Below are 20,373 nucleotides of genomic sequence, written 5' to 3' on the forward strand. Positions count from 1 at the left end.
TTGCATCGGGGACAGGCGCGACGAAAGGAACGAAATCAAATCGACAGGTAGATTTCGTGAATCGCCAATGTTGGCTAAATGTAAAGCGGCATCACCGGAAAACTTGACGCCGCTCAAACGCGATCGGGTTAACCAGCATAAGGCGGCTGATTATTTTCTGCAGCGCAGCAGAGCACTGTTTTTCGCCTTCTGCGTAATATGCTGATTTATATGGGTAATTTTTTGTATTGTCCAAGGCGATGTGCCGCGAGAATAGACGCAGCGCCGCATTTTTGATACCAGCCGGCCATGGCGAAGGGCCGGAACGGCGGGGTTGACATTTCGCGGTTCGGGGATCGTGCGTGACAACCTGCCTTACACGGATACTTTCATTGTCATTTCATTTCACGAGCGAATACAGCAGCGACCCCGAAAACAGAATCAGCAGCACCGACGCGGAACGAAACAGCGCCGTGATATGACGCGGCCGGGATGCCAATATCCTTGTCACGCGCCCGAGGCTCGCCCAACCCACTCCAATGGGCACGAGGACCGACAGAAACGCACCGAATGCGACGGACCCGTTATTGGCATCCCGAAACGCTTGGAGTGGAAACACCGTACTTGCAAGCAGAAAAGCCTTCGGGTTCAGTAGCGTTGCGACGATTACATCGTGCCACGTCACCGGCTTCGAACGTTGATTCTCTTCCAGCCTGCCCCGTGCCCACATTTTTGCGGCCAGTAGCAGCAGATACGACGCGCATGCCAACTTGATCAGGCTCAAGATTTGAGGATGCGCCACCGCGAACGCCAGCAACGAAACGCCCCACACCGAGACAGCGATGACGTAGCCTGCGCCTTCGGCGAGCAAGAGCGGAAGGGTTCGCGTCAGGCCAACGCTTATTCCGGACGAAAAAAGCAACGTATTGGTCGGTCCCGGAACGATCAATACCAGGGCCGAGTAAAGGCCTATCGTAATGAGTTGATGCGTATCCAATGCAATCTCGATCGAGGTGGTGACCAGGTGTATTTAGCATCGCGCGCTACGAAGCGATGTCGGTCTCACCTATCGAGCTGCACAACTGCGCAAGAATATCGAGACCTCGCACCGGTTCCCGGACAAACGGATTCGTCTCGTCCCACGCATAACCCGCCAAAATCGAGCAGACCATGCGTTTCACGTCGGAGGCCTTGTCTTCGTGAAACACGATGTCTTGCAGCGCTCCCGAGTACCAGCGTTCGACGAAGGCACGGAAGGTGTCGATACCCTTGCGCAGTGCGATGTCGTAATCACGTGCCCAGTCGACCGACTCGCCACGCAACTGCCGTTCGAGCGCGGCGACCGCCAGTTGAGCCGACCGCATCGCGATCGTCACGCCCGACGAGAAGATCGGATCGAGGAATTCGCCGGCGTTACCGAGCAGTGCATAGCCGTGGCCGTGCAGGGCCTCGACATTCGATGCATAGCCCGAGACGCGGCGCACGGGCATCACGAACGGCTTGCTGCCGACCAGTCGCGACAATGTCGGCTCGCTTTGCAGCAATTCGCGCAACAACGATTCCTGCCGCGCTTCCGGCACGTCGAGAAATCCGGCATCGGCCACGCAACCGACCGACGAGCGCCCGTTCGTCAGCGGGATCATCCAGAACCACACGTCGCGTCGCTCCGGATGAACGGCGATGCAGATCTTGTCGCGATCGGTCGACCCGGCCGGCAGGCTGTCTTCGACGTGCGAAAAGATGGCCGCTCGCGTCGGCAGGCCGGTCGGCGCCTCGAGATCGAGCAGCCGCGGCAACACCCGGCCAAACCCGCTTGCATCGAGTACGAACGAAGCCTGAACGGAATATTCGTGCCCGGCTTCGTCGACGATGTCGAGCCGCGGCATATCGCCCGGCTGGAAGGCGCGCACGGTATGGCCGAATCGCACGTCCGCGCCCTGTTCGGCCGCACAACGGATCAGCAGATCGTCGAAGGTCGCGCGCTCGACCTGATAAGCCGTCCCCCAGCCCGCGGAAAACTTCTCGCGAAAATCGAACGACGACATCCTGTCGCGATAGACGAAGTACGCGCCGTTCTTGAACTGGAAACCGGCCTCGACGACCGCCTGCAGCATGCCCGCCTCCTCGAGATACTGCATGCTCTGGGGCAACAGGCTTTCTCCGATCGAAAAGCGCGGAAAATGCTGACGCTCGAGCACCAGCACCGAACGGCCGGCCTTGCGCAGCAGCGCGGCCGCGACGGCGCCGGAAGGCCCTGCTCCGATGATCGCGACGTCGATGGAATTCGATTTCATTTCACTCATGCTTGCCAATTCAGTCCGATTGATTGGGTATCTTATGTTTCTCACGCCACGATCCGGCGTTGCAAACTACAATAGGCGCTCAACAAATCCAAGATCGACGAGAGACCCATGACGTCCCGCCGCACGCACGCTCCCGCCTATGTTCCCGAAACCCGGTTCGGCATCTGGTTTCTCCGCACGCATACGTGGGAGCATCACGTGCTCAAGGTTGCCATCGACGATCTGAAGCGGCTCATCGCGGCGCCGCTGCCGTCCGCTCCCGTCATCCTCGACGCGGGATGCGGCCAGGGCAAGTCGTTTCGCCTGCTGAGCGAAGCGTTCGCACCCGCCGGGATCATCGGTATCGATTGCCACGACGACTCGCTCGCGCATGCGTCGGAAGCGGCGCATCGTTGCGCCACGCCCGTCGAATTGCGGCATGCCGACTGCACGCAGATTCCGCTTGCCGATGCGAGCGTCGACATCGTGTTCTGCCATCAGACCTTTCACCATCTCGTCGATCAGGAGCATGCGCTGGCCGAGTTTCGCCGCGTGCTGAAGCCCGGCGGACTGCTGCTGTTCGCCGAATCGACCGACGCATACATCAAGTCGTGGGTGATCCGGCTGCTGTTCCGCCATCCGATGGAGGTTCAGAAAAGCGCCGACGGCTACCTTGCCATGCTACGCCACGCCGGATTCGGTTTCGAAACCCGCAACGTGTCGTTCCCCTACCTGTGGTGGAGCCGCGCGAAAGACTTCGGACTCCTCGAGCGCATCGGCCTGTACACACCGAAACCCGGCAAGCGCCGCGAAACGCTCGTCAACGTCGCCGCGCGCAAGCCCGCCTGAACAAGCAAGGCCGCCGTTCGGCGGCCCGCTGCTACAGGCCGGTGTCAGTTACTGCTTCAACGTCACGACCTCGCCCGTCAGCGCCGCGCCGGCGACGACCGCGCCGGCACCGCACGTGTACTCGTTCGGGCTGGAGCGCAACACGTTGCGGTAATTGCTCTTGATGCCGACGACCGCATTGCCGCCCTCCTTTCGCGCACGCGCCTGAAGCTCGATCACGGCCGACAGGAACACATGCTGGCACGCCGCCTCGTCGCTCTTGCCGAACGCGTTGGTCTTCTTGTTGGTCGCGAACGCACCGTACGACTTGATCACGCGCGGATGCGGCTGATCGCCGAAATAGAGCGCGACGCCGTCGTCGAGCTTGCCTTCCTCGCTCTTCAACGCGCTCTCGATCGGATAGTCGCGGATCGTATCCCGTGCGTATGCGGCCGAAGCCGCGAACGTCGCGCCGATCAATGCCAGTGCCATGCGGTATTTCACGTGTGCCCCCGTCATTGAGCGTTCAACTGCACGACGTCGCCCGACACGGCAATCGCGCCCGCACTGCCGCTCACGCCACACGTATATTCGGTCGTCGAATTCGAGCTCTTTTCATGGAAGCGCGTCGTCACGTTGATGACCGCATTCCCGCCGCGATTCTTCGCATAGATGCGAAGACGGTTCAGCGCTTCCGCCAGCGCCTGGTCGCACGTCGGCTGTTCGCTTTCGACCCGGCGCACGCGCACCGATTCCGAACGCGCACCGATGCGGGTCTTGACCTCCGGATGGGGCTGCGCACCGAAATAAATCGCGACGCCGCTCGTGTCCGGTGCTGTTGCCGCCGCCGGCAGAGGCAGCGAACGTACCACGGTCCCGCACCCCGTCAGCAACGATGTCGCGACCAACATGCCGGCCAGATGTCGTTTGGGCTTCATTGTTATCGTCCTCTCAGCTCAGTAAGTTCACTTCAATCGCCCTTCCAGGCGTCCAACAACACACTTGCACAGCTGCCGCCGAATCCGAACGAAACAGACAGCGCGCGTTCGATCGCGAATTCGCGCGCGTCGCGCACGAGCGGCATGCCGGCTATCGCGGGATCGGGCACATCGCCGACGGCCGAGCCCGCGACGAAGCCGTCGCGCATCATCAGGATCGTATAGATCGCTTCATGCGCACCGCTCGCGCCGAGCGGATGTCCCGTCATTCCTTTCGTGGACGAGAACGCCGGCACGTCGCCGCCGAATACGTCGCCGAGCGCTTTCAGTTCCTCGACGTCGCCGCGCTGCGTCGACGGCGCGTGCGTATTGACGTAGTCCGGACGCCGTTCGCCGCCATTTTCGAGCGCGCCACGCATCGCGCGCGCAATCCCCGGCGCATGCGGCATCGCCATGCCGGCGTTGTCCGTACATTGGCCGAACCCGCTGATCTCTGCATGAATTCGCGCGCCGCGCGCGCGTGCGTGCTCGAGCGATTCGAGCACCAGAATGCCCGCGCCAGACGCGATCACGAAACCATCCCTGTCAAGCGCGTACGGACGCGATGCGCGGTCCGGCGTGTCGTTGAAACCGCTGGACAACACGCCCATCGCGTCGAACATCAACGTCATGTTGTCGTGCAGCGCCTCGCTTCCACCGGCCAGCACGACGTCCTGACACCCGGAGCGGATCAATTGCGCCGCGTGGCCAATCGCGAGCACCCCGCTCGTACAGGCGGACGACGGCGAGTAAGACACGCCCTCGATGCCGAACAACTGCGCGACGCATGCCGACGCCGTGCTGCTCATTGCTTTCGGAACGACATAGGGCGGCGTCCTGTCGATGCCGCGATGCCGCGCGATCGTCATCGCGTCGTCGTAATCGGCCATCGATCCGATGCCGGACCCGACGATCGCGCCCGCGCGCGGCGAACGGAGCATGTCGACAGCGAGGCACGCATCGTCGAGCGCCGACGCGGCCGCATGCGCGGCAAAGCGCGCCGTGTCGCCCATGAAGCGTTCGTGCTTGCGTGCAAACCGCGCAGCCGGGGCGACGGACGCCACGCCTGCGACCTGGCTGCGGAAACCGCGCTCGCGCCATGCGTCCACGCGGCTCACGCCCGAGCGACCGGCGCGCAGCGCGGCCGATACTTCGTCGAGCGCGTTGCCGAGGCACGACACGATGCCGAGCCCCGTGACGACGACGCGCGCCGCCGCGCTGCCGCCCGCCGTCATGCGGCGACCCGCCGCAAGATCAGCGACGTGTTGATCCCGCCGAACGCGAAGTTGTTGCTCATCACGAATTCCGCTTCGATCCGCCGTGCGTCGCCGACGATGTAGTCGAGCGGCGCGCAGGCCGGATCGATCGTATCGAGATTGAGCGTCGGCACATACCAGTTGCGCTTCATCATCTCGATCGTCCACCACGCCTCGAGCGCACCACATGCGCCCAGCGTATGCCCCACGTAGCTCTTCAGCGAGCTGATCGGCATGCGTGCGCCGAATACGGACGCCGTCGCATGACTTTCCGCCACGTCGCCCCGGTCGGTCGACGTGCCGTGCGCGTTCACGTAGGCGATCGCATCGGCATCGAGCGCCGCATCGCCCAGTGCGAGACGCATCGCGACCGCCATCGTCTCCGCGGTCGGCTGGGTGATGTGCGCGCCGTCGGAATTGCAGCCGAAACCGACGATCTCCGCATGGATCGTCGCGCCGCGCGCCATCGCGTGCTCGTATTCCTCGAGCACGAGCGTCGCCGCGCCTTCACCGACCACCAGCCCGTCGCGATCGACATCGAACGGGCGCGGCGTCAGGTTCGCGGCATCGTTGCGCGTGCTCGTCGCGTACAACGTATCGAACACCGCCACCGCCGGGCCGGACAATTCCTCCGCGCCGCCCGCCAGCATCAGCGCCTGCTTGCCCGTCGCGATCGCCTCGTACGCGTAGCCGATCGCCTGGCTGCCGGACGCGCAGGCCGACGACGTCGGCACGATCCGGCCTTTCAGATCCCAGAACAGGCTGACGTTGACCGCCGTGGTGTGCGGCATCATCTGCACGTAGCTGTTCGACGTGACGTCGCGCATCGAGCCCGTCTCGATCATCGTGCCGAACGCGCGGATCGGCTCGACCGATCCCGACGACGACCCGTACGCGACGCCCATCCGGCCGTCCCGGATCGACGGGTCGTCGCCCAATCCCGCATCGGCCAGTGCCAGTTCGCTCGCGCGCACCGCGTACATCGACACGGGCCCCATCGAACGGGTCTTCTTGCGCGGATACGTGCGCGGCAGCTCGAAGGCCGGCAGCGGGCATGCGAGCCGCGTATGCAGCGCTTCGTAGCAGTCCCATCCCGGCATGTACCGCACCGCGTTGCGTCCCTCGCGCAGGCGCGCCTCGATTTCCGCCCAGCTTTGACCGAAGGCGGTCACGCCGCCCATTCCCGTCACCACCACTCGCTTCATCACACCATCCCGCCGTTGACGCCGATCACTTGCCGGGTGACGTAGGTCGCCGCATCCGACATCAGGAAGCCCACCACGGCCGCGACTTCGTCGGGCTGGCCGACGCGGCCCATCGGGACCGTCTTCAATGCATGTTCCAGCGGCACGTCGTCGAGCATGCCGGTATCGACCAGCCCCGGCGCGACGCAATTGACCGTGATCTTTCGCGATGCCAGTTCGACCGCCAGCGCCTTGGTCGCGCCGATCAGGCCGGCCTTCGCGGCGCTGTAATTGACCTGGCCGCGATTGCCCATCACGCCCGACACGGACGCGATCGTCACGATCCGGCCGCCGCCACGCAGACGCACCATCGGCATGGTCAGCGGATGAACGACGTTGTAGAACGCGTCCAGCCCGGTTTCGATCACGATGTCCCAGTCCTCCTCGGACAGCGCCGGAAACGCGCCGTCCCGCGTCACGCCCGCGCTGCAGACGATCCCGTAGTACGCGCCGTGCGCGTCGACGTCGGCCTCCAGTTCACGCCGGCACACCGCGCGATCGCGCACATCGAACTGCAGCACGCTCGCCGTGCCGCCCTGCGCGCGAATCGTCGCGGCGACGCTTTCCGCATCGGCGCGGCCGGCGCGGCAATGAACCGTCACGGCGAAACCGTCGGATGCCAAGCGCAGTGCCACGGCGCGGCCGATGCCGCGGCTCGCCCCTGTCACGAGAACTCGCCGAGTCATGAATTGAAGCTCCCTTCGATAAAAGTCTGAAAATCGCTTGGTTGGTACACCTTGACGACGGCTTCCGCGCAGCACTCGCCTTCGGCATGAATCGCGCACTCGTACGCGCCGTGCCCCTCGTCGCCGCGCAACAGTTCCCGCGCGACGATGCGCAGCGCCGTGTCCGTGCGGAACGCGGCGCGATGCGCGACATAGCGGTTTGCGCCGAGCAATACGCCCGGCTTCGCGCGGCCGCCCGCATGCGCGGCGAGCAGGCCGACGTGCGCGGCGATCGCCTGCGCCATCAGTTCGATGCCGATCCACGCCGGCATCGCACCGCTGTCGTCGGCGTACCACGCATCGCGGCGCGCAACCGCGCTCACCTCGATGCCGGTTTCCGAACAGCGCTCGATCGAGTCGAGCAGCAGCATGGTGCCGCGATGCGGCAACACGTCGCGCACGTCGCCGACGGGAATATCCGCGCCGCCGTGCAGCGCGTCGATGAATGGTCCGGCTTGCATGTCAGGTCCCCAGAATCAGGCTGGCATTGCTGCCGCCGAAAGCGAACGAATTGCTCATCACGTAACGTCCCGTGGCATCGCCGGCCAGACGGCGCTCGCTGTCGACGAGGTCGAGTGCCGGCAGCGCCGGATCGTGCTCGCCGTCCCAGACATGCGCCGGCAGCGCGATCCCGCCGGCCAGCGTCAGCCAGCCGAATCCCAGCTCGGTCGCGCCTGCCGCGCCGAGCATGTGCCCCGTCATCGGCTTGGTCCCGCTCGCCGGCACGCCGTGCGGAAACACGCGAGCCGTCACGTTCGCTTCCATCTCGTCGTTCAGCCGCGTCGCCGTCGCATGCAGGTTCACGTAACCGATCGCGGACGAAGCCACACCCGCGTCCGCGAGCGCGGCGCGCAACGCATCCTCGGCGCCGTGGCCCGCCGGATCCGGCGCAGAGATGTGATGCGCATCGCTCGACTCGCCGACGCCGGCGAGGCGAACCGCCGCTTCGTCGCGGCTCATCACGAACAGTGCGGCGCCTTCGCCGATCGTGATACCGCACCGGTTCCGGCTCATCGGATTGGTCCGGCCCGGGCTGACCGATTCGAGTGACGCGAAGCCCTGCAGGGTGAGCTCGCACAGCGAATCCGCACCGCCGACGACGACCGCATCGCACAGCTTCAGCCGCAGCAGGCGGCGCGCGGCCGCGAACGCCTTCGCACTCGACGTGCAGGCCGTCGATAGCGTATAAGCCGGCCCGCCGACACCGAGCACGGCCCGCACGAACGGCGCCGCCGTGCCGATTTCCATCTGTCGATAGTCGAATCCGGCGGGCGTCGTGCCGGTCGCGGCACGCTCGGCGAGCGCCTGTTCCGCAGCGTGAATGCCGGACGTACTCGTGCCGATCACGACCCCCACCCGGCGCGGACCATGGCGCGCGATCGCCGCGTCGACGGACGATTCGATCTGCGCGAGCGCGGCGAGCAGCAGCCGGTTGTTCCGGCAGTCGAAATGCGCGAGCGCGTCAGGCGGCGCGATGTCGAGCGCAGACCGTACCTGCCCGACCCAGCCGTCGGCGGGAACGTCGGTACGGGGCGCCATGCCCGGTGCGACGCCCGCGCGCAATGCCGTGACGATCTCGTCGGTCGTTGCGCCAAGCGCGTTGATCATGCCGGGCGCGGACAGGTAGACCGGCGTCTGTTTCTCACTCATGCGCGGCGCTCCTTCGCGGGTGGCGTAGCGAGCGGTGCGAACAGCACCGACAACACGATTCCGATCGCGAGCGTCGTGCCGAAGCCGCGCAGCGCGGGCATCGCGCTCGCGCCGAGCATGCCGAACGACAGCAACGTCGTGGCCGCCGACAGCAGTACGCCGGTCCACACGGCGCCGATCCCGGCCTGGTCGCGCATGCATCCTTCGCGCAGGAACACGGCGTAATTGGCACCCACGCCGAGCACCAGCATCAGTGCAAGCCAGTTGAACAGCGTGAGCGGCACCCGCGCATAGCCGAACGCCGCCAGCGTCAATGCGATGGCGAACACGACCGGCAACGTCGTCGCGATGCCGCCGCGCATGCCGTATCGCCACATCAGCAGGGCGGCGACCACGACCAACGCGCCGATCAACCACAGGCCGCTGTCGACCCGATACGCGCCGAACAGGTTCGACACACTCGCGGCCTTGTCGACCCACGATACGCCCGGCAACGTGCGCGCGAGGGCCGCGAACGTCGCCGCGTTCGTCGCATCGACCCGCTCCGGAATCGCGAGTGCCGCATCGACGGCACCGGCGCCGCCGTCCACGCGCCCGAGCCACAGATGCCGGAACGGCGCCGACCAGCGTGCCGCCAGCCAGCTGTCGACCGACAGCGTCGCCTGGGCATTGCGGGAAACCGCCTGAATCCATGCGCCGGCAACGTCGTCACGGAAGCCCGCTTTCTCGAGCGTCTCGCGCAGCGCAGCGACATCGGCGAATACGCGCGTGTCGAGCACGGCGCGGTTATGTGCTTGCTGCTTCGCCGAAGGCACGAACGTCGCGATCGACTGGATGCGGCCGAGCTGTTGCCGATCGAACGCCCCGACCAGCGCCTCCGAGCGCTCGAGTACCTCTTCCTGCGACGCGCCCTGGATGACGAAGAACTGTGCCGTATTCGCGAGTCCGACCGCCGCGCGGATATCGCCTTCCTGTCGAGCAAGACTCGCATCGCGCTGAACCAGCAGATGAATGTCGTCGTCGCTCTTCAATAGCGCCCAGCCCGGGATCGCGACCAGCGCAACGAGCACCGCGGCGATCACGGCGCGCCGGCCCGCGAGCAGCGACTGCCATCCGCTCAGCAGGCGCGCTGCGCCCGAAAAAACACGGGACGGCACGCGCCGCGACGCCTGCGTCAGCATGAGCGGCAAGAAGCCGGTCACGGCGGCGAATGCACAGAGAATCCCGACGATCGCAAAGCACGCGATCTGCTTGAGCGCCGGGAACGGCACCCACATCAGGATCGCGTAACCGAGCAGGCTCGTCGCCAGCGCCACCGCGAGCGCCGGCCGCACCGCCGCGGCGCCGCGCCGCGCGTTCCACTGCCGCCCCGCGGACAGGTACGCAACGAAATACTGGATCGAATAATCGACGGCCTCGCCGATCAGGCTCACGCCGAATACCAGCGTCAGCAGGTGCAGCTTGCCGAATACGAGCAGCGTCGCCGCCAGCGCGCACACGATACCGAACGCCGTCGACGCAAACGCGAGCACCAGCAGACGCGGCGAACGGAATACGCTCATCAGCAGCAGCGCGATACCCGCCAGCGACACGGCGCCGATCACATGCACGTCGCGCTCCGCGCTGGCGCGTGCGGCTTCCGCATAAAACACCGCGCCGGCCCGGTCGACGCGAACGCCGCGAAAGTCCGTCGCCAGCGCTTGCTCCGCATCGGCCGTCGCGATACGCACCGCGTGCTGGACCCTGGATTCGTAGGCCGAGCCCGGCAGCGATGTCATCACGAGCACACCGGTTGCCCCGTCGCGATGCGACACCAGCATGCCGTCTTCGATCGACAGATTCGATGCGGCGAGCGGCAGTTCGCCGAGCCAGTGCTGCAGCCAGCCGAATGGATCGTCGGCCACGGCGGTCTGCAGCCCCTCTCCCGGCGGTGCATAGAGCCGCCGGGCCAACCGTTCGCCGAGCGTGGCGTCGCCTTGTTCGAGCGACCGGCGATCCGCGTCCGTCAGCAGGCCGAAACGGGCCGGCAAATAGGTGGCCGCGATCTGCGACAGGTCGAACGGCGGCACCTCGACCGTCACCGAACGAAATGCGCCGCTCGCGCCGAGCCGCGCGCCAAACTGCTTCGCGGCGGCCTTCGCGCGGGCGGCGTCCCGGTCAGTCACCAGGTAGACGGTGCGATTGCCGAGTGCATCGCCCAGCATGTCGACTGCGCGTTCGGCAACCGGGTTCGCCTCGGTGGCCGGCAGCAATGCGAGCAGGTTCGTCTGCAGCGGCGCCGGCCCGCTGAAGCGCCACAGGATGTAGGCGGCGGCCGCCAGCGTGACGAGCACCCATGCGGCGCACTGCACGCGCCGCCGGGCCCGTTCGCCCGCCACGCCGATCACGTCGCGCGCCGGGTCCATCAACGCGCCTCCAGCCACGCGCGCTCGGCAGGCGCAGGCGCGTCGACCGGCGTCGTCCGCCCGAACTCGAGCACGGTCACGTTGCCGTTCGCGAACGTCATGTCGAGCCGGCCGAGATAGGCGCCGCCACGCATTTCGAGCATGCGGATCGCCTGGGCGAGCTGCGGCTGATTCGGCCGCAGGACCATTCGCCAACGCTCCGGCGTGCCGCTCGCGTCGACGTCGAATTGCGCGTACAGCGCGGACAGGTCGCCGCCCAGCATGTCGCGCATCATGCGCGACACCTGTGCGACGCCACGGCCGCCACCACCAGACGCGACGAGGCGCCCGTCCGCGCCCGCCTCGCGCACGCCGCCGTCGGTGATCACATAAGTGGCCTTGTAGGGCGTCTCGATTCGCCAGATGACACCCGACCTGCGATCGAACAACATCGATCCGGTGCTGACGAGCGGTTGCTTCATCGCCGACAGCGTCTGGGTCTGTCGAAAATCCGCGCGTATCGCGCCGACCCGCGCCAGCCGCATCGTGATATCGGACACGAGCGCGGCATTCTCCGGCGGGGTCGCGGCGGCCGGCACCGGAGCGGCCATCGCGTCACCGCCGGCGAACGCCGCACAGGCGGCGAGCATCGCCACCAGCCATCTACGGTTCGGATTCACACCCATTGCGCACGCACCCGTTCGATCAGGGCCGGCGGCGCCACGAACTGCAGTTCGCGCGTCGTCGCATCGACAGCCAGTTGCACCGTATACCCTTTCGTCAGCCGCTCGCCGGAGGCCGCATCGACGATTTCGTAACCGATCTTCAGCCGGTTCTCGAATTCGAGCAGCGTCGCACGCACGTCGAGCTGCTGGCCGTAATGGGCCGGGCGAACGTACTTCAGATGTGCCTCCACGACCGGCCACATGTAGCCCGACGCCAGCATCGCCGGATAGTCGTAGTCGATCATGCGCAGCAATGCCGCGCGGCTGCTTTCGAAGTACTTCAGGTAATGACCGTGCCAGCAGACGTTCATCGCGTCGACATCGTGAAACAGGACCTCGACGCGAGCCGTCGCGGTCAGCGGCGAACGAGATGCGTTCATGCCGCCTCCCCGCGCCAGACGCCGCCGGATGCTTCGCCGATCGGCTCGCATGCCGCAAGGCGCGCGGTCAGCGCACGCAACTCCGCTTCGAGCGGCCGGTCCTCGACCACCAGCGGCGACTGGCGGCCAACGTCGTCGATGAACGCGCGCAGCGCGGGTGAAAGCTGTGTCCGAGGGGCTTCGCGCAGACGCAGCCGGGTGGCCTGTACGGTCGCGAGCACGTGCGCCGCGGCAACCTGTTCGGTCAGGGCCAGCACACGCAGGCAATCGCGCGTGGCGATCGTCCCCATGCTGACCTTGTCCTGGTTGTGCGACTCGGTCGAACGCGAGAACACGCTCGCCGGCATCGTATGCTTCAGCGCCTCCGCGGTCCACGCGGAAGAAGAGATCTGCACGGCCTTGAACCCGTGGTTGATCGCCGCGCGCTCCGGGGTCGCGCCGGTCAGATTGCGCGGCAGTCCGTTGCTGAACTTGTCGTCGACCAGCAGCGCGAGCTGGCGATCCATCAGATCCGCGAGGTTCGCCACCGCGGTCTTCAGCGCATCCATCGCGAACGCGATATGGCCGCCGTAGAAATTGCCACCGTGCAGCACGCATCCTTCGTCCGGATCGATCAGCGGATTGTCGTTCGCGCTGTTCAGTTCGTTCTCGATGTCGCGACGCATCCACGACAACGCGTCGCGCGCCACGCCGATCACGTGCGGCGCGCACCGCACCGAATAGCGATCCTGCAGACGGCGTCCGGGCAGTTCATCGCGCCCGGCCAGGTCGGCGCGTATCCACGCGGCCGCCTCGGCCTGCCCCGCATGCGGTTTCGCGTCGAACAATCGTGCGTCGAAGTGCCCGGCCCGTCCGTCGAGCGCTACGGTCGTCAATGCGGTCAGGCGGGCCGCCATCCGCGTCAGGTGATCGGCACGTGCAAAAGCAAGACAGGCCAGCCCGGTCATGACCGCCGTGCCGTTCATCAAGGCCAGCCCTTCTTTCGGCGCAAGCGACAGCGGCGCGCGACCGATCGCGTCCCATGCGTCGAGCGCGTCCCGTTCGTCGCCATCGAACGATACGGTGCGCTCGCCGACCAGCGCCGCGGCGACATAGGACAGCGGTGTCAGGTCGCCGCTGGCGCCAACCGAGCCCTCCGACGGAATGCGCGGCAGGATCCGGTGATTCACGAGGTCGGCCAGCCGTTCGAGCAACATGAACCGCACGCCCGAGTAGCCGAAGGCGAGCGAGTTGAGCCGAGCGACGATGATGGACAGGGTTTGCGTCGCGTCGAACCAGTCGCCCATCCCGCACCCGTGATAGCGCGTCAGCTGCAGCGGCAGCGCTTCGACGAGCGACGGCGGCACCTCGACCACGCACGCGTCGCCATATCCGGTCGTTACCCCGTAAAGCGTCCCGCCATTCGCGAGATAGTCGCGCAGCCAGGTTGCGCCGCGCTCGATCCGCGCGCGCCATTCGGGCGCCGCGTTCAGCGCGACCGGTGCACCGTCGCGGGCGACCGCGACGACGTCCTCGATCGTCAGATGCCGTCCGCCGACCACGACGGCCGGCCGGCTCGCATGCGCGGCGGAAGTCGCCACGGCGTCGTTCATATCATGCTCGGCCACGCGGACCTCCATCGGGCCGCGCCCAGAAATCGAAGAAGTTGAACCATTGATAGGGAGCCTTGCGGCAATAGTGTTCGAGCCGCGCGGCATAGCGCTGCGCCCATTCGGCAACGTGGCCCGCGCGCTCGCGGCGCGGCAGGTCGATCCGGTCGGCAAACGGTTCGAAATAGAGCCGGTAGCCGCGCCCCTCCTTCAGGCAGAAGAACAGGTAGACCGGACAACCGAGCGCGTGCGCGAGGATGTACGGGCCCTGCGCGAACGGCGCCGTCGCGTCGAGGAAACAGGCGTCGACCGTCTTGCCGGAATCGCGCGGCGGCACGCGGTCGCCGACGATCACGAGTAGCTCGCCCGCGTCGATACGCGACTGCATCATCATCGCCGTATCCGGCCCGAAGTCGGATACCTCGACGAGCTGCTTGCCGAATTCCCGATTCGCACCGGCAAGCACACCGGTGAAACGTTTCGCATGCTCGGTGTAGACGATTGCCGTCACCTTGGTGTGCGCGTCGCGCAGCGCAAGCGCCCGGGTCATCTCCAGGTTGCCCAGGTGCGCGCCGATCACGAGCGCGCCGCGCCCGCTCGCGGCGAGCGTATCGAACGCGGACGAATCGTCGAAACGCACGTCGAGTTCGTCGAGACGGCCGGACCATGCGACGAACTTGTCGAATCCCGCCTGCGCGAAGGCAAGCATGTGCCGGTATGCACTGCGCCATCCCGGCTTCGGCACGTCCGCCGCTCGCGCGTCGCGCAGGCGCGCGATATAGGCATGCGACGCGGTGCGCGCCGTGCGATTCGTCAGCACGAAGTAACCGACGATCGGATGCAGCCAGAGCGACGTGAAGCTCTTGCCGAACCAGCGGCAGCTGAGGGCCAGCAACGCCATGCCGATACGGCTGCCGCGTTCCGGCAGGCGCCACCATGCGCGCGTGCGCGCCGCCGGCGATGCGTCGCGGCGCCCGACGAACCGGCGGGCCAGCAGCATCGGTGCGCGCACAAGCATTCCCGCGACGAGCCGCGTATGACTCATGCTGATACGCACGTTGTCGCGCCAGACGTCGAAATGCGACACGCCGTCGGCCGGGTAGACGACGCGCGTCGGGACCGTCCTGAACGTCAGCCCGCGCCAGTGCAACCGGACCAGGATTTCGCTGTCGAAAGCCATTCGGGTCGGCATCGATACCGCGTCGATCAGTTCGCAGACGGCATCGACCGGATAAAGCCGAAACCCGCACATCGCATCAGGGATGTCGAGCGACAGCGTTTCGATCCATACCCACGCGTTCGTGAGATAGCGGCCATACAGACGCGCCTTCGGCACGCTGTCGTCGAAACGCGGCCGGCCCAGAATCACGGCGTCCGGCGCGGCCTGCGCAGCCGCCACGAACGTCGGCACGTCGGCCGCGTCGTGCTGGCCGTCGGCATCGATCTGAATCGCGTGCCGATAGCCGCGGACGCGCGCGGCGCGCAATCCTTCCATGACCGCCGCACCCTTTCCGGCATTGGCGGGCAACCGCAACAGCGTCACGGCCGGCGCATATTGCGCGGCCAGCGCGGCCAGCACCTGTTGCGTCGGTGCATCGCTGCCGTCATCGACCACCAGGATCGGCAGGCCGTGCACGGCCAGGCGCGCCAGCGTGCCGCCGATCGCTTCGTGATGGTTGTAGATCGGAATGACGATGCAGGTGTCGCTCATCACGCCGCCGCCCCGTAGACCAACACGCCCGACGTGCATTCCCGCTCGCCGCAGCGAAACGCGAAGCGTGCGCTTCCGCGCACGGGGTCGTGCGCGATACGCAACGCCAGCACCGCACCCGGCGGCACCGGCGCCTTGAATTTCAGGTGTTCGATGGAGCGGATGGCGCGCGCGGCCGGCATCTCGCGGCCGGCAAGGCGTGCGGCCCAGTCGATTTGCACGACACCAGGCAGGATCGGCAGCCCCGGAAAATGTCCTTCGAAATGGGCGAGCGCGGGCGGCACGCGCAGCTCGTAATGCAGCGCGCCGTCGCTGCGCCACGAAGCGAGCAATTCGAAACCCTCCGGCGTAGCCGTGAATGCAGCCGCCAGCGCGGCGGCCGGCAATTTGCCTCGCGCATCGAACGGCATCGCGTGCCGGAATCGCCAGTAGCGCGGCAATGCGGCCGCGTCGAAATAGGCGCCGAGCGCATGCCGCAAGGTCGTGGCAACCGCAAGCCGGCCCTCGCTCGCCAGTGCGTCGCGCCCCGCCGGGGTCAATACTGCGACGACGCCGACGTGCGCGCGGCTCGTGCCGTCGACCACCACGGCCGCCGCCTGCTCGACGTAGACGTGCGCGTGTAGCCTCGCCTCGAGTTCGGGCAGCGAAACACGCTTGCCGTCGAGCTTCACGACGCGATCGCACCGCCCCGCGAGTGTGAAGCGACCGTACGCGTCGATGCGCGCGGTGTCGTCGGTGTGGTGCCAGCGGTCGTGACCGAGATGGGCGGAACGCACGCACAGCACGCCGTCGTCCTCGCAACGCACTTCGACGCCCCTTAGCGGCTGCCACGCGGACGAGACATCCTGACGCCGCCACGCAATGCCGCCGGTTTCGGTGCTGCCGAAGATCTCGAGCGGCGCGGCGCCGAACGCGTTCGAATAGGCCAACGCTGCATCGGCCGACAGCGGGCCGCCCGACGAGAAGAACGCGCATGGCGCGGGCGCCTGCATCGGAAAGCCGGGCAACGCCGGCCAGCGCATCAGTTGCGACGGCGTGGAAACCACGACGCCGCCACCGTATTCGGCCAGCCGCTGCTGCAATTGCAGCGGCTCGAGCACCGGCATCCGGTCAAACGCACGGCCCGCTGCCAGCGGCCACAAAATCCTGAAGAGCAGTCCGTAGATGTGGTGATGCGGCACGCTCGACAGTGTCACCGCCGCCCCGATACGGTCACCCCACTCGCGCTGCAGCGTGCGCACTTCGGCATCGAACTGCGCGAGCGACTTCCGCACCGGTTTCGCGGTGCCGCTGCTGCCCGACGTATAAAGCGTCACCGCGGCGGCAGCGTCGATCGGGCGGGCGGTGATAGCCGATTCATCCGCCGTGTCGCGCTCGCACGCGGCCAGTGCCGGCGCATCCAGCACCAGGTCGTATGCATGAGCCAGATCGCCGAGGTAGCCTAGCGCGTTGCTCGCCGGAATCACGATTTCCCCGTGGGTCGCCGCGACCGCGAAGAATGCGCACGCGAACGCGTACGGATCGTCCGTGCAGATCGCGACCCGGCGCGCGCCGCGCGCGTCCACCATCCGTGCGATGGCGTCCACGCGGGCCCGCAGATCCCTCAGCGTCAACAACGCGGCGCCGTCGCGACAGACCGCCACGCCGTCATCTACTTCAGCACACAGCATCTCGTGCAGCGCGATCATGCGACACCCGCCCGTTTCCGCGCCGGCACGACGACGAACCTGCGCCACAGCCACTCGCCCGCGAGCAGCATCCCGATCAGCACGTACGCGATCAGCCCGTTGTAGAGCGCCCATGATTCACGGCTCCAGTACAGCGCCGTATAAACCGAAAAACCGCCGTTGACGATGAAGAACGCGCACCACGCCTGGGTGACGCGCCGCGTATACCGGACGATTGCCGGGCCGGGCTCGGGATAGGTCAGTCGTGCGAATTTTTCGATCATTGTCGGACCGTGCCGCAGGGTTGCGCCGAACGCGACCAGCAAACCGGCACTCACGCATGCGGGATAAAGATGAAGAAGTCGCTCGCTATCGGTCACGGCAATCGCGACCGACAACGCGGTCAATGCACCGGCCACGCACCAGTCGAGCGTCGTGAGCCGTTTGAGCGCCTGCGCCAGCGGGCCCTTGCCGATCGTGCGCTGCAGCCACAGCAACGCAACCAGCAGGCAACCGACGTAACGCGGCGACATGCTTTGCCACGCAAACAGGATGACGAGCGGATAGGCCACGACCAGCGCCACCCGGGCAGCGACCGCTGACCCGCGTGGCAGGATCGTGCCTGTAGTCGCCCGCATGCCCGTCACCGCTATCGTCACGCGCGCGCGAGCAGCGCGTGAACGGCGGCAACGACGTCACCGACGGTCCGTACCGACTTGAACTCTTCGGGCTTGATGCGCTTGCCCGTCATTTCCTGAAGCTTGATGGCCAGATCGACTGCGTCGATGCTGTCCAGGTCGAGTTCCTCGAACAGGTGCGTATCGGGCGTCACGTGCTGGGGCTCGATCGCGAAATTCTCATGAAAGATCGCGCGGATGCGCTCCAGGATTTCAGCGTCGGTCACGAGTGGCCCCCTTTTTCGAGCACGGCTTCTTGCGATGCGTGATGAGACTGCTGATCGGCAATGAAGGCCGCCAGCGTGTTGATCGACCGGAAATGCGCTTTCGTGCGCTCGTCGTTCGCGGCGATCGTCAATTGAAATTTCTTGCGCAGCATGATGCCGACTTCCAGTGCATCGACGGAATCGAGCCCGATCCCGTCGGTCGAGAACAGCGGCGCGTCGTCGTCGATTTCGTCGACCGTCATGTCGCTGAGATCGAGCATCTCGATCAGAAGCTGCTTAATTTGCAGTTTTAAAGTATCCATGCTGAAACAGGCGTTGAGTAATGTGTACTTCCACCTCGCGGGCAATGCTGCGAGCGGCAATCGACGGCGACGCCACGCTCGGCGCCAGCCGGTTCGGATCCATCGGCTCCAGCACGTCGATACGCATGCGAAACGCACGAGACGGCACGTGATACCAGCGAAGCGTCTTGGTAAATACCGGCGGATCGCAATCGATCAGAACCGGCTGGATCCGGGCGCGCGACTGCAGCGCCATATGCGCGAAGCCGCGCGAGAACGCATGCAGGCGATCGCCCCCCGGGCTGCGCGACCCCTCCGGAAAGATGATCATCGTGTAGCCCGCCGCCAGTTGCCTCGCTCCGGCCTCGACGAGATCGGTGGCATCCGCGTTGCTCACGTACTCGGCTGCACGGACGATGCCCCAGAAACACGGGTTGCCCCAGTGACCGCGCTTGACGACGCAGCACGCCTTCGGCGTCAGCGACAGCAGCACCATGACGTCGAGCCAGGTCGGGTGATTGGCGACAACGATTGCCGGGCCGCCTTTTGCAAGGCGCTCGACGCCGCTCAGCTCGAGCCTCATCACGCCGATACGCTGCAGTAATGCAACCAGCGCGCGGAAGAAATAATGGATAACAAGTGTCACGCCGCGCTGGCGCGAGCGCCGGTGCGGCCATACCCCGCCGACGACGATTGCCAGCAACGAGAACACCGATCCGCACAGCGCAAAAAAAGCCAGGCTCGCGCCAGTCGCGAACAGACGCCAGCCGTAGTCAAGCCGCGCGATCATGCCAGCTCCATCGCCACGATGCGTGCTGACCGCGCCACGACGCCGTCGTGCGCGCCGACAGACAACGCAGCACCGCCGCGCTTTGCGTACCGGCCGCATCGCCGGTCACCGCCGCCTCGCTCGGGCCGTCCTCCGCCACTTCACAGATCAGATGGCCGGCCGGCTCGCCGGCATCGAGCAGAATCGCCAGCCCCACGCTCTCCGTGTCGTCATCGACGTCGCCGTAGACGGGATCGGCCGGCTCGTGCGCATAGACGAGCAACACCGGCGATGCCGGCGACGTTTCGTATTGGGAATAAGCTTCGAGCAGCGCGTAACCGAGCGTTTCATGCCCGGCCGCGACCGCGGTCGCGGCGGACCGGTCACGTCGTGCGATTCCGAATATGCCTGTCACGGCATTGAGGACCGAAAGACTGAAGGCCGTCGGCGAGACAGGTTCCGCCGCACCAATGGCGGCGAGAATGCCGGTGGTACGCACCAGTTCGCCGTGACGCGATGCGAATATCACGCGCACCGGATTTTCCGTCCCGGCGCAGTCGTAGGCCACCTGAAGCGCGAGACGCGACAGCCGGCTCAAGCGACGTCGCACCATCGGATCGAGGGCTTCGACGCCCGGCACCCCCGCGGTCGAAATCGACGTCCATCTGGCGATTGGCATGGTCCAATGCAAATCGGCCATTTTTTGTTCTCTTTGAGATTACTTCGCTGAGGGTAATTTTTCTATTGTGCTGCTCGCCAGTGCGCTGTCACACCCCGCTTTCGCCGAGCGCGCTGTCGTGTATATCGGCCTCAACGGAGGAGACATCGACTTATGGGCTCCCGAGCCCCATACGTCCGATAAGACAAGCAATCACATCAGTAAGCACAATACGATCGCACTGCGAACCAGCTTAACTTATCCGGCGCATTGTTTCGGCGAGACTGTAGCAGGACCGTCGCGCAAAATCAACGCGAGGGCCCGCAGCACAACGGCATTTGATACTGTTTGCAAATTGTAATGA

General features: G+C 66.0%; 21 protein-coding genes. 1 reads left to right on the forward strand and 20 read right to left on the reverse strand.

Annotated elements, in window-relative coordinates; all coding sequences use genetic code 11:
* Positions 1–379: 379 nt before the first annotated feature.
* Positions 380–976, reverse strand: a complete 597-nt coding sequence (locus tag CFB49_RS11350; RefSeq protein WP_249190492.1) for a LysE family translocator — start codon at positions 974–976, stop codon at positions 380–382.
* 46 nt (positions 977–1,022) lie between these two features.
* Complete coding sequence (locus CFB49_RS11355; protein WP_089491333.1) at positions 1,023–2,282, reverse strand: NAD(P)/FAD-dependent oxidoreductase; 1,260 nt, start codon at positions 2,280–2,282, stop codon at positions 1,023–1,025.
* A 108-nt stretch (positions 2,283–2,390) separates the two neighbouring features.
* Here CFB49_RS11355 and CFB49_RS11360 point away from each other — a divergent pair, with 108 nt between their 5' ends.
* Entirely contained in the window at positions 2,391–3,110 is a 720-nt protein-coding gene (locus CFB49_RS11360; RefSeq protein WP_089491334.1) for a class I SAM-dependent methyltransferase, read from the forward strand.
* A gap of 48 nt (positions 3,111–3,158) precedes the next feature.
* On the opposite strand, the gene CFB49_RS11365 is transcribed toward CFB49_RS11360, so the two are convergent.
* From CFB49_RS11365 to CFB49_RS11450, 18 genes are read right to left on the reverse strand one after another with little or no spacing between them, the layout of a single operon-like run.
* A complete protein-coding gene (locus CFB49_RS11365; protein WP_089491335.1) occupies positions 3,159–3,581 on the reverse strand; it encodes an excinuclease ABC subunit A in 423 nt (140 codons plus the stop codon).
* Between the two features lie 23 nt (positions 3,582–3,604).
* Positions 3,605–4,027: a signal peptidase gene (locus CFB49_RS11370; RefSeq protein WP_089491336.1), complete on the reverse strand. Its 423-nt coding sequence runs from the start codon at positions 4,025–4,027 to the stop codon at positions 3,605–3,607.
* A gap of 32 nt (positions 4,028–4,059) precedes the next feature.
* Positions 4,060–5,301: a beta-ketoacyl synthase N-terminal-like domain-containing protein gene (locus tag CFB49_RS11375; RefSeq protein ID WP_089491337.1), complete on the reverse strand. Its 1,242-nt coding sequence runs from the start codon at positions 5,299–5,301 to the stop codon at positions 4,060–4,062.
* Positions 5,298–6,527 (reverse strand): beta-ketoacyl-ACP synthase, encoded by a 1,230-nt coding sequence (locus CFB49_RS11380; RefSeq protein WP_089491338.1) that lies wholly within the window; start codon positions 6,525–6,527, stop codon positions 5,298–5,300. The genes CFB49_RS11375 and CFB49_RS11380 overlap by 4 nt, the downstream gene beginning before the upstream one ends.
* Positions 6,527–7,252 (reverse strand): 3-ketoacyl-ACP reductase FabG2, encoded by a 726-nt coding sequence (locus tag CFB49_RS11385; protein ID WP_089491339.1) that lies wholly within the window; start codon positions 7,250–7,252, stop codon positions 6,527–6,529. Before CFB49_RS11385 ends, CFB49_RS11380 begins: the two co-directional genes overlap by 1 nt.
* A complete protein-coding gene (locus tag CFB49_RS11390) occupies positions 7,249–7,752 on the reverse strand; it encodes a hotdog family protein (protein ID WP_089491340.1) in 504 nt (167 codons plus the stop codon). Before CFB49_RS11390 ends, CFB49_RS11385 begins: the two co-directional genes overlap by 4 nt.
* A 1-nt stretch (position 7,753) precedes the next feature.
* Positions 7,754–8,941 (reverse strand): beta-ketoacyl-[acyl-carrier-protein] synthase family protein, encoded by a 1,188-nt coding sequence (locus tag CFB49_RS11395; protein WP_089491341.1) that lies wholly within the window; start codon positions 8,939–8,941, stop codon positions 7,754–7,756.
* Positions 8,938–11,346: an MMPL family transporter gene (locus tag CFB49_RS11400; protein ID WP_089491342.1), complete on the reverse strand. Its 2,409-nt coding sequence runs from the start codon at positions 11,344–11,346 to the stop codon at positions 8,938–8,940. Before CFB49_RS11400 ends, CFB49_RS11395 begins: the two co-directional genes overlap by 4 nt.
* Positions 11,346–12,011, reverse strand: a complete 666-nt coding sequence (locus CFB49_RS11405) for an outer membrane lipoprotein carrier protein LolA (protein WP_089491343.1) — start codon at positions 12,009–12,011, stop codon at positions 11,346–11,348. The genes CFB49_RS11400 and CFB49_RS11405 overlap by 1 nt, the downstream gene beginning before the upstream one ends.
* On the reverse strand, positions 12,002–12,430 hold the full coding sequence (locus CFB49_RS11410) for an acyl-CoA thioesterase (protein WP_089491344.1): 429 nt from the start codon (positions 12,428–12,430) through the stop codon (positions 12,002–12,004). Before CFB49_RS11410 ends, CFB49_RS11405 begins: the two co-directional genes overlap by 10 nt.
* Complete coding sequence (locus CFB49_RS11415; RefSeq protein WP_089491477.1) at positions 12,427–14,037, reverse strand: HAL/PAL/TAL family ammonia-lyase; 1,611 nt, start codon at positions 14,035–14,037, stop codon at positions 12,427–12,429. Before CFB49_RS11415 ends, CFB49_RS11410 begins: the two co-directional genes overlap by 4 nt.
* Positions 14,024–15,730 (reverse strand): glycosyltransferase family 2 protein, encoded by a 1,707-nt coding sequence (locus CFB49_RS11420; RefSeq protein WP_089491345.1) that lies wholly within the window; start codon positions 15,728–15,730, stop codon positions 14,024–14,026. Before CFB49_RS11420 ends, CFB49_RS11415 begins: the two co-directional genes overlap by 14 nt.
* The gene (locus CFB49_RS11425; RefSeq protein ID WP_089491346.1) at positions 15,730–17,418 is read right to left on the reverse strand and encodes an AMP-binding protein; all 1,689 of its coding nucleotides are present in this window, start codon (positions 17,416–17,418) and stop codon (positions 15,730–15,732) included. Before CFB49_RS11425 ends, CFB49_RS11420 begins: the two co-directional genes overlap by 1 nt.
* Positions 17,415–18,035 carry a hypothetical protein gene (locus tag CFB49_RS11430; protein WP_179234897.1) on the reverse strand — a complete coding sequence of 207 codons (621 nt, stop codon included), beginning with the start codon at positions 18,033–18,035 and terminating at the stop codon, positions 17,415–17,417. The genes CFB49_RS11425 and CFB49_RS11430 overlap by 4 nt, the downstream gene beginning before the upstream one ends.
* A 17-nt stretch (positions 18,036–18,052) precedes the next feature.
* Positions 18,053–18,301 (reverse strand): acyl carrier protein, encoded by a 249-nt coding sequence (locus CFB49_RS11435; RefSeq protein WP_089491347.1) that lies wholly within the window; start codon positions 18,299–18,301, stop codon positions 18,053–18,055.
* Positions 18,298–18,603, reverse strand: coding sequence for a phosphopantetheine-binding protein (locus CFB49_RS11440; protein WP_060966308.1), 306 nt, complete (start codon positions 18,601–18,603; stop codon positions 18,298–18,300). Before CFB49_RS11440 ends, CFB49_RS11435 begins: the two co-directional genes overlap by 4 nt.
* A complete protein-coding gene (locus CFB49_RS11445; protein WP_089491348.1) occupies positions 18,578–19,372 on the reverse strand; it encodes a lysophospholipid acyltransferase family protein in 795 nt (264 codons plus the stop codon). Before CFB49_RS11445 ends, CFB49_RS11440 begins: the two co-directional genes overlap by 26 nt.
* Positions 19,356–20,051, reverse strand: coding sequence for a beta-ketoacyl synthase chain length factor (locus CFB49_RS11450; RefSeq protein ID WP_089491349.1), 696 nt, complete (start codon positions 20,049–20,051; stop codon positions 19,356–19,358). Before CFB49_RS11450 ends, CFB49_RS11445 begins: the two co-directional genes overlap by 17 nt.
* Positions 20,052–20,373 lie beyond the last annotated feature (322 nt).

Source organism: Burkholderia sp. AU17457 (assembly GCF_002223255.1).
In the GTDB taxonomy this organism is placed as follows: Bacteria; Pseudomonadota; Gammaproteobacteria; order Burkholderiales; family Burkholderiaceae; genus Burkholderia; species Burkholderia sola.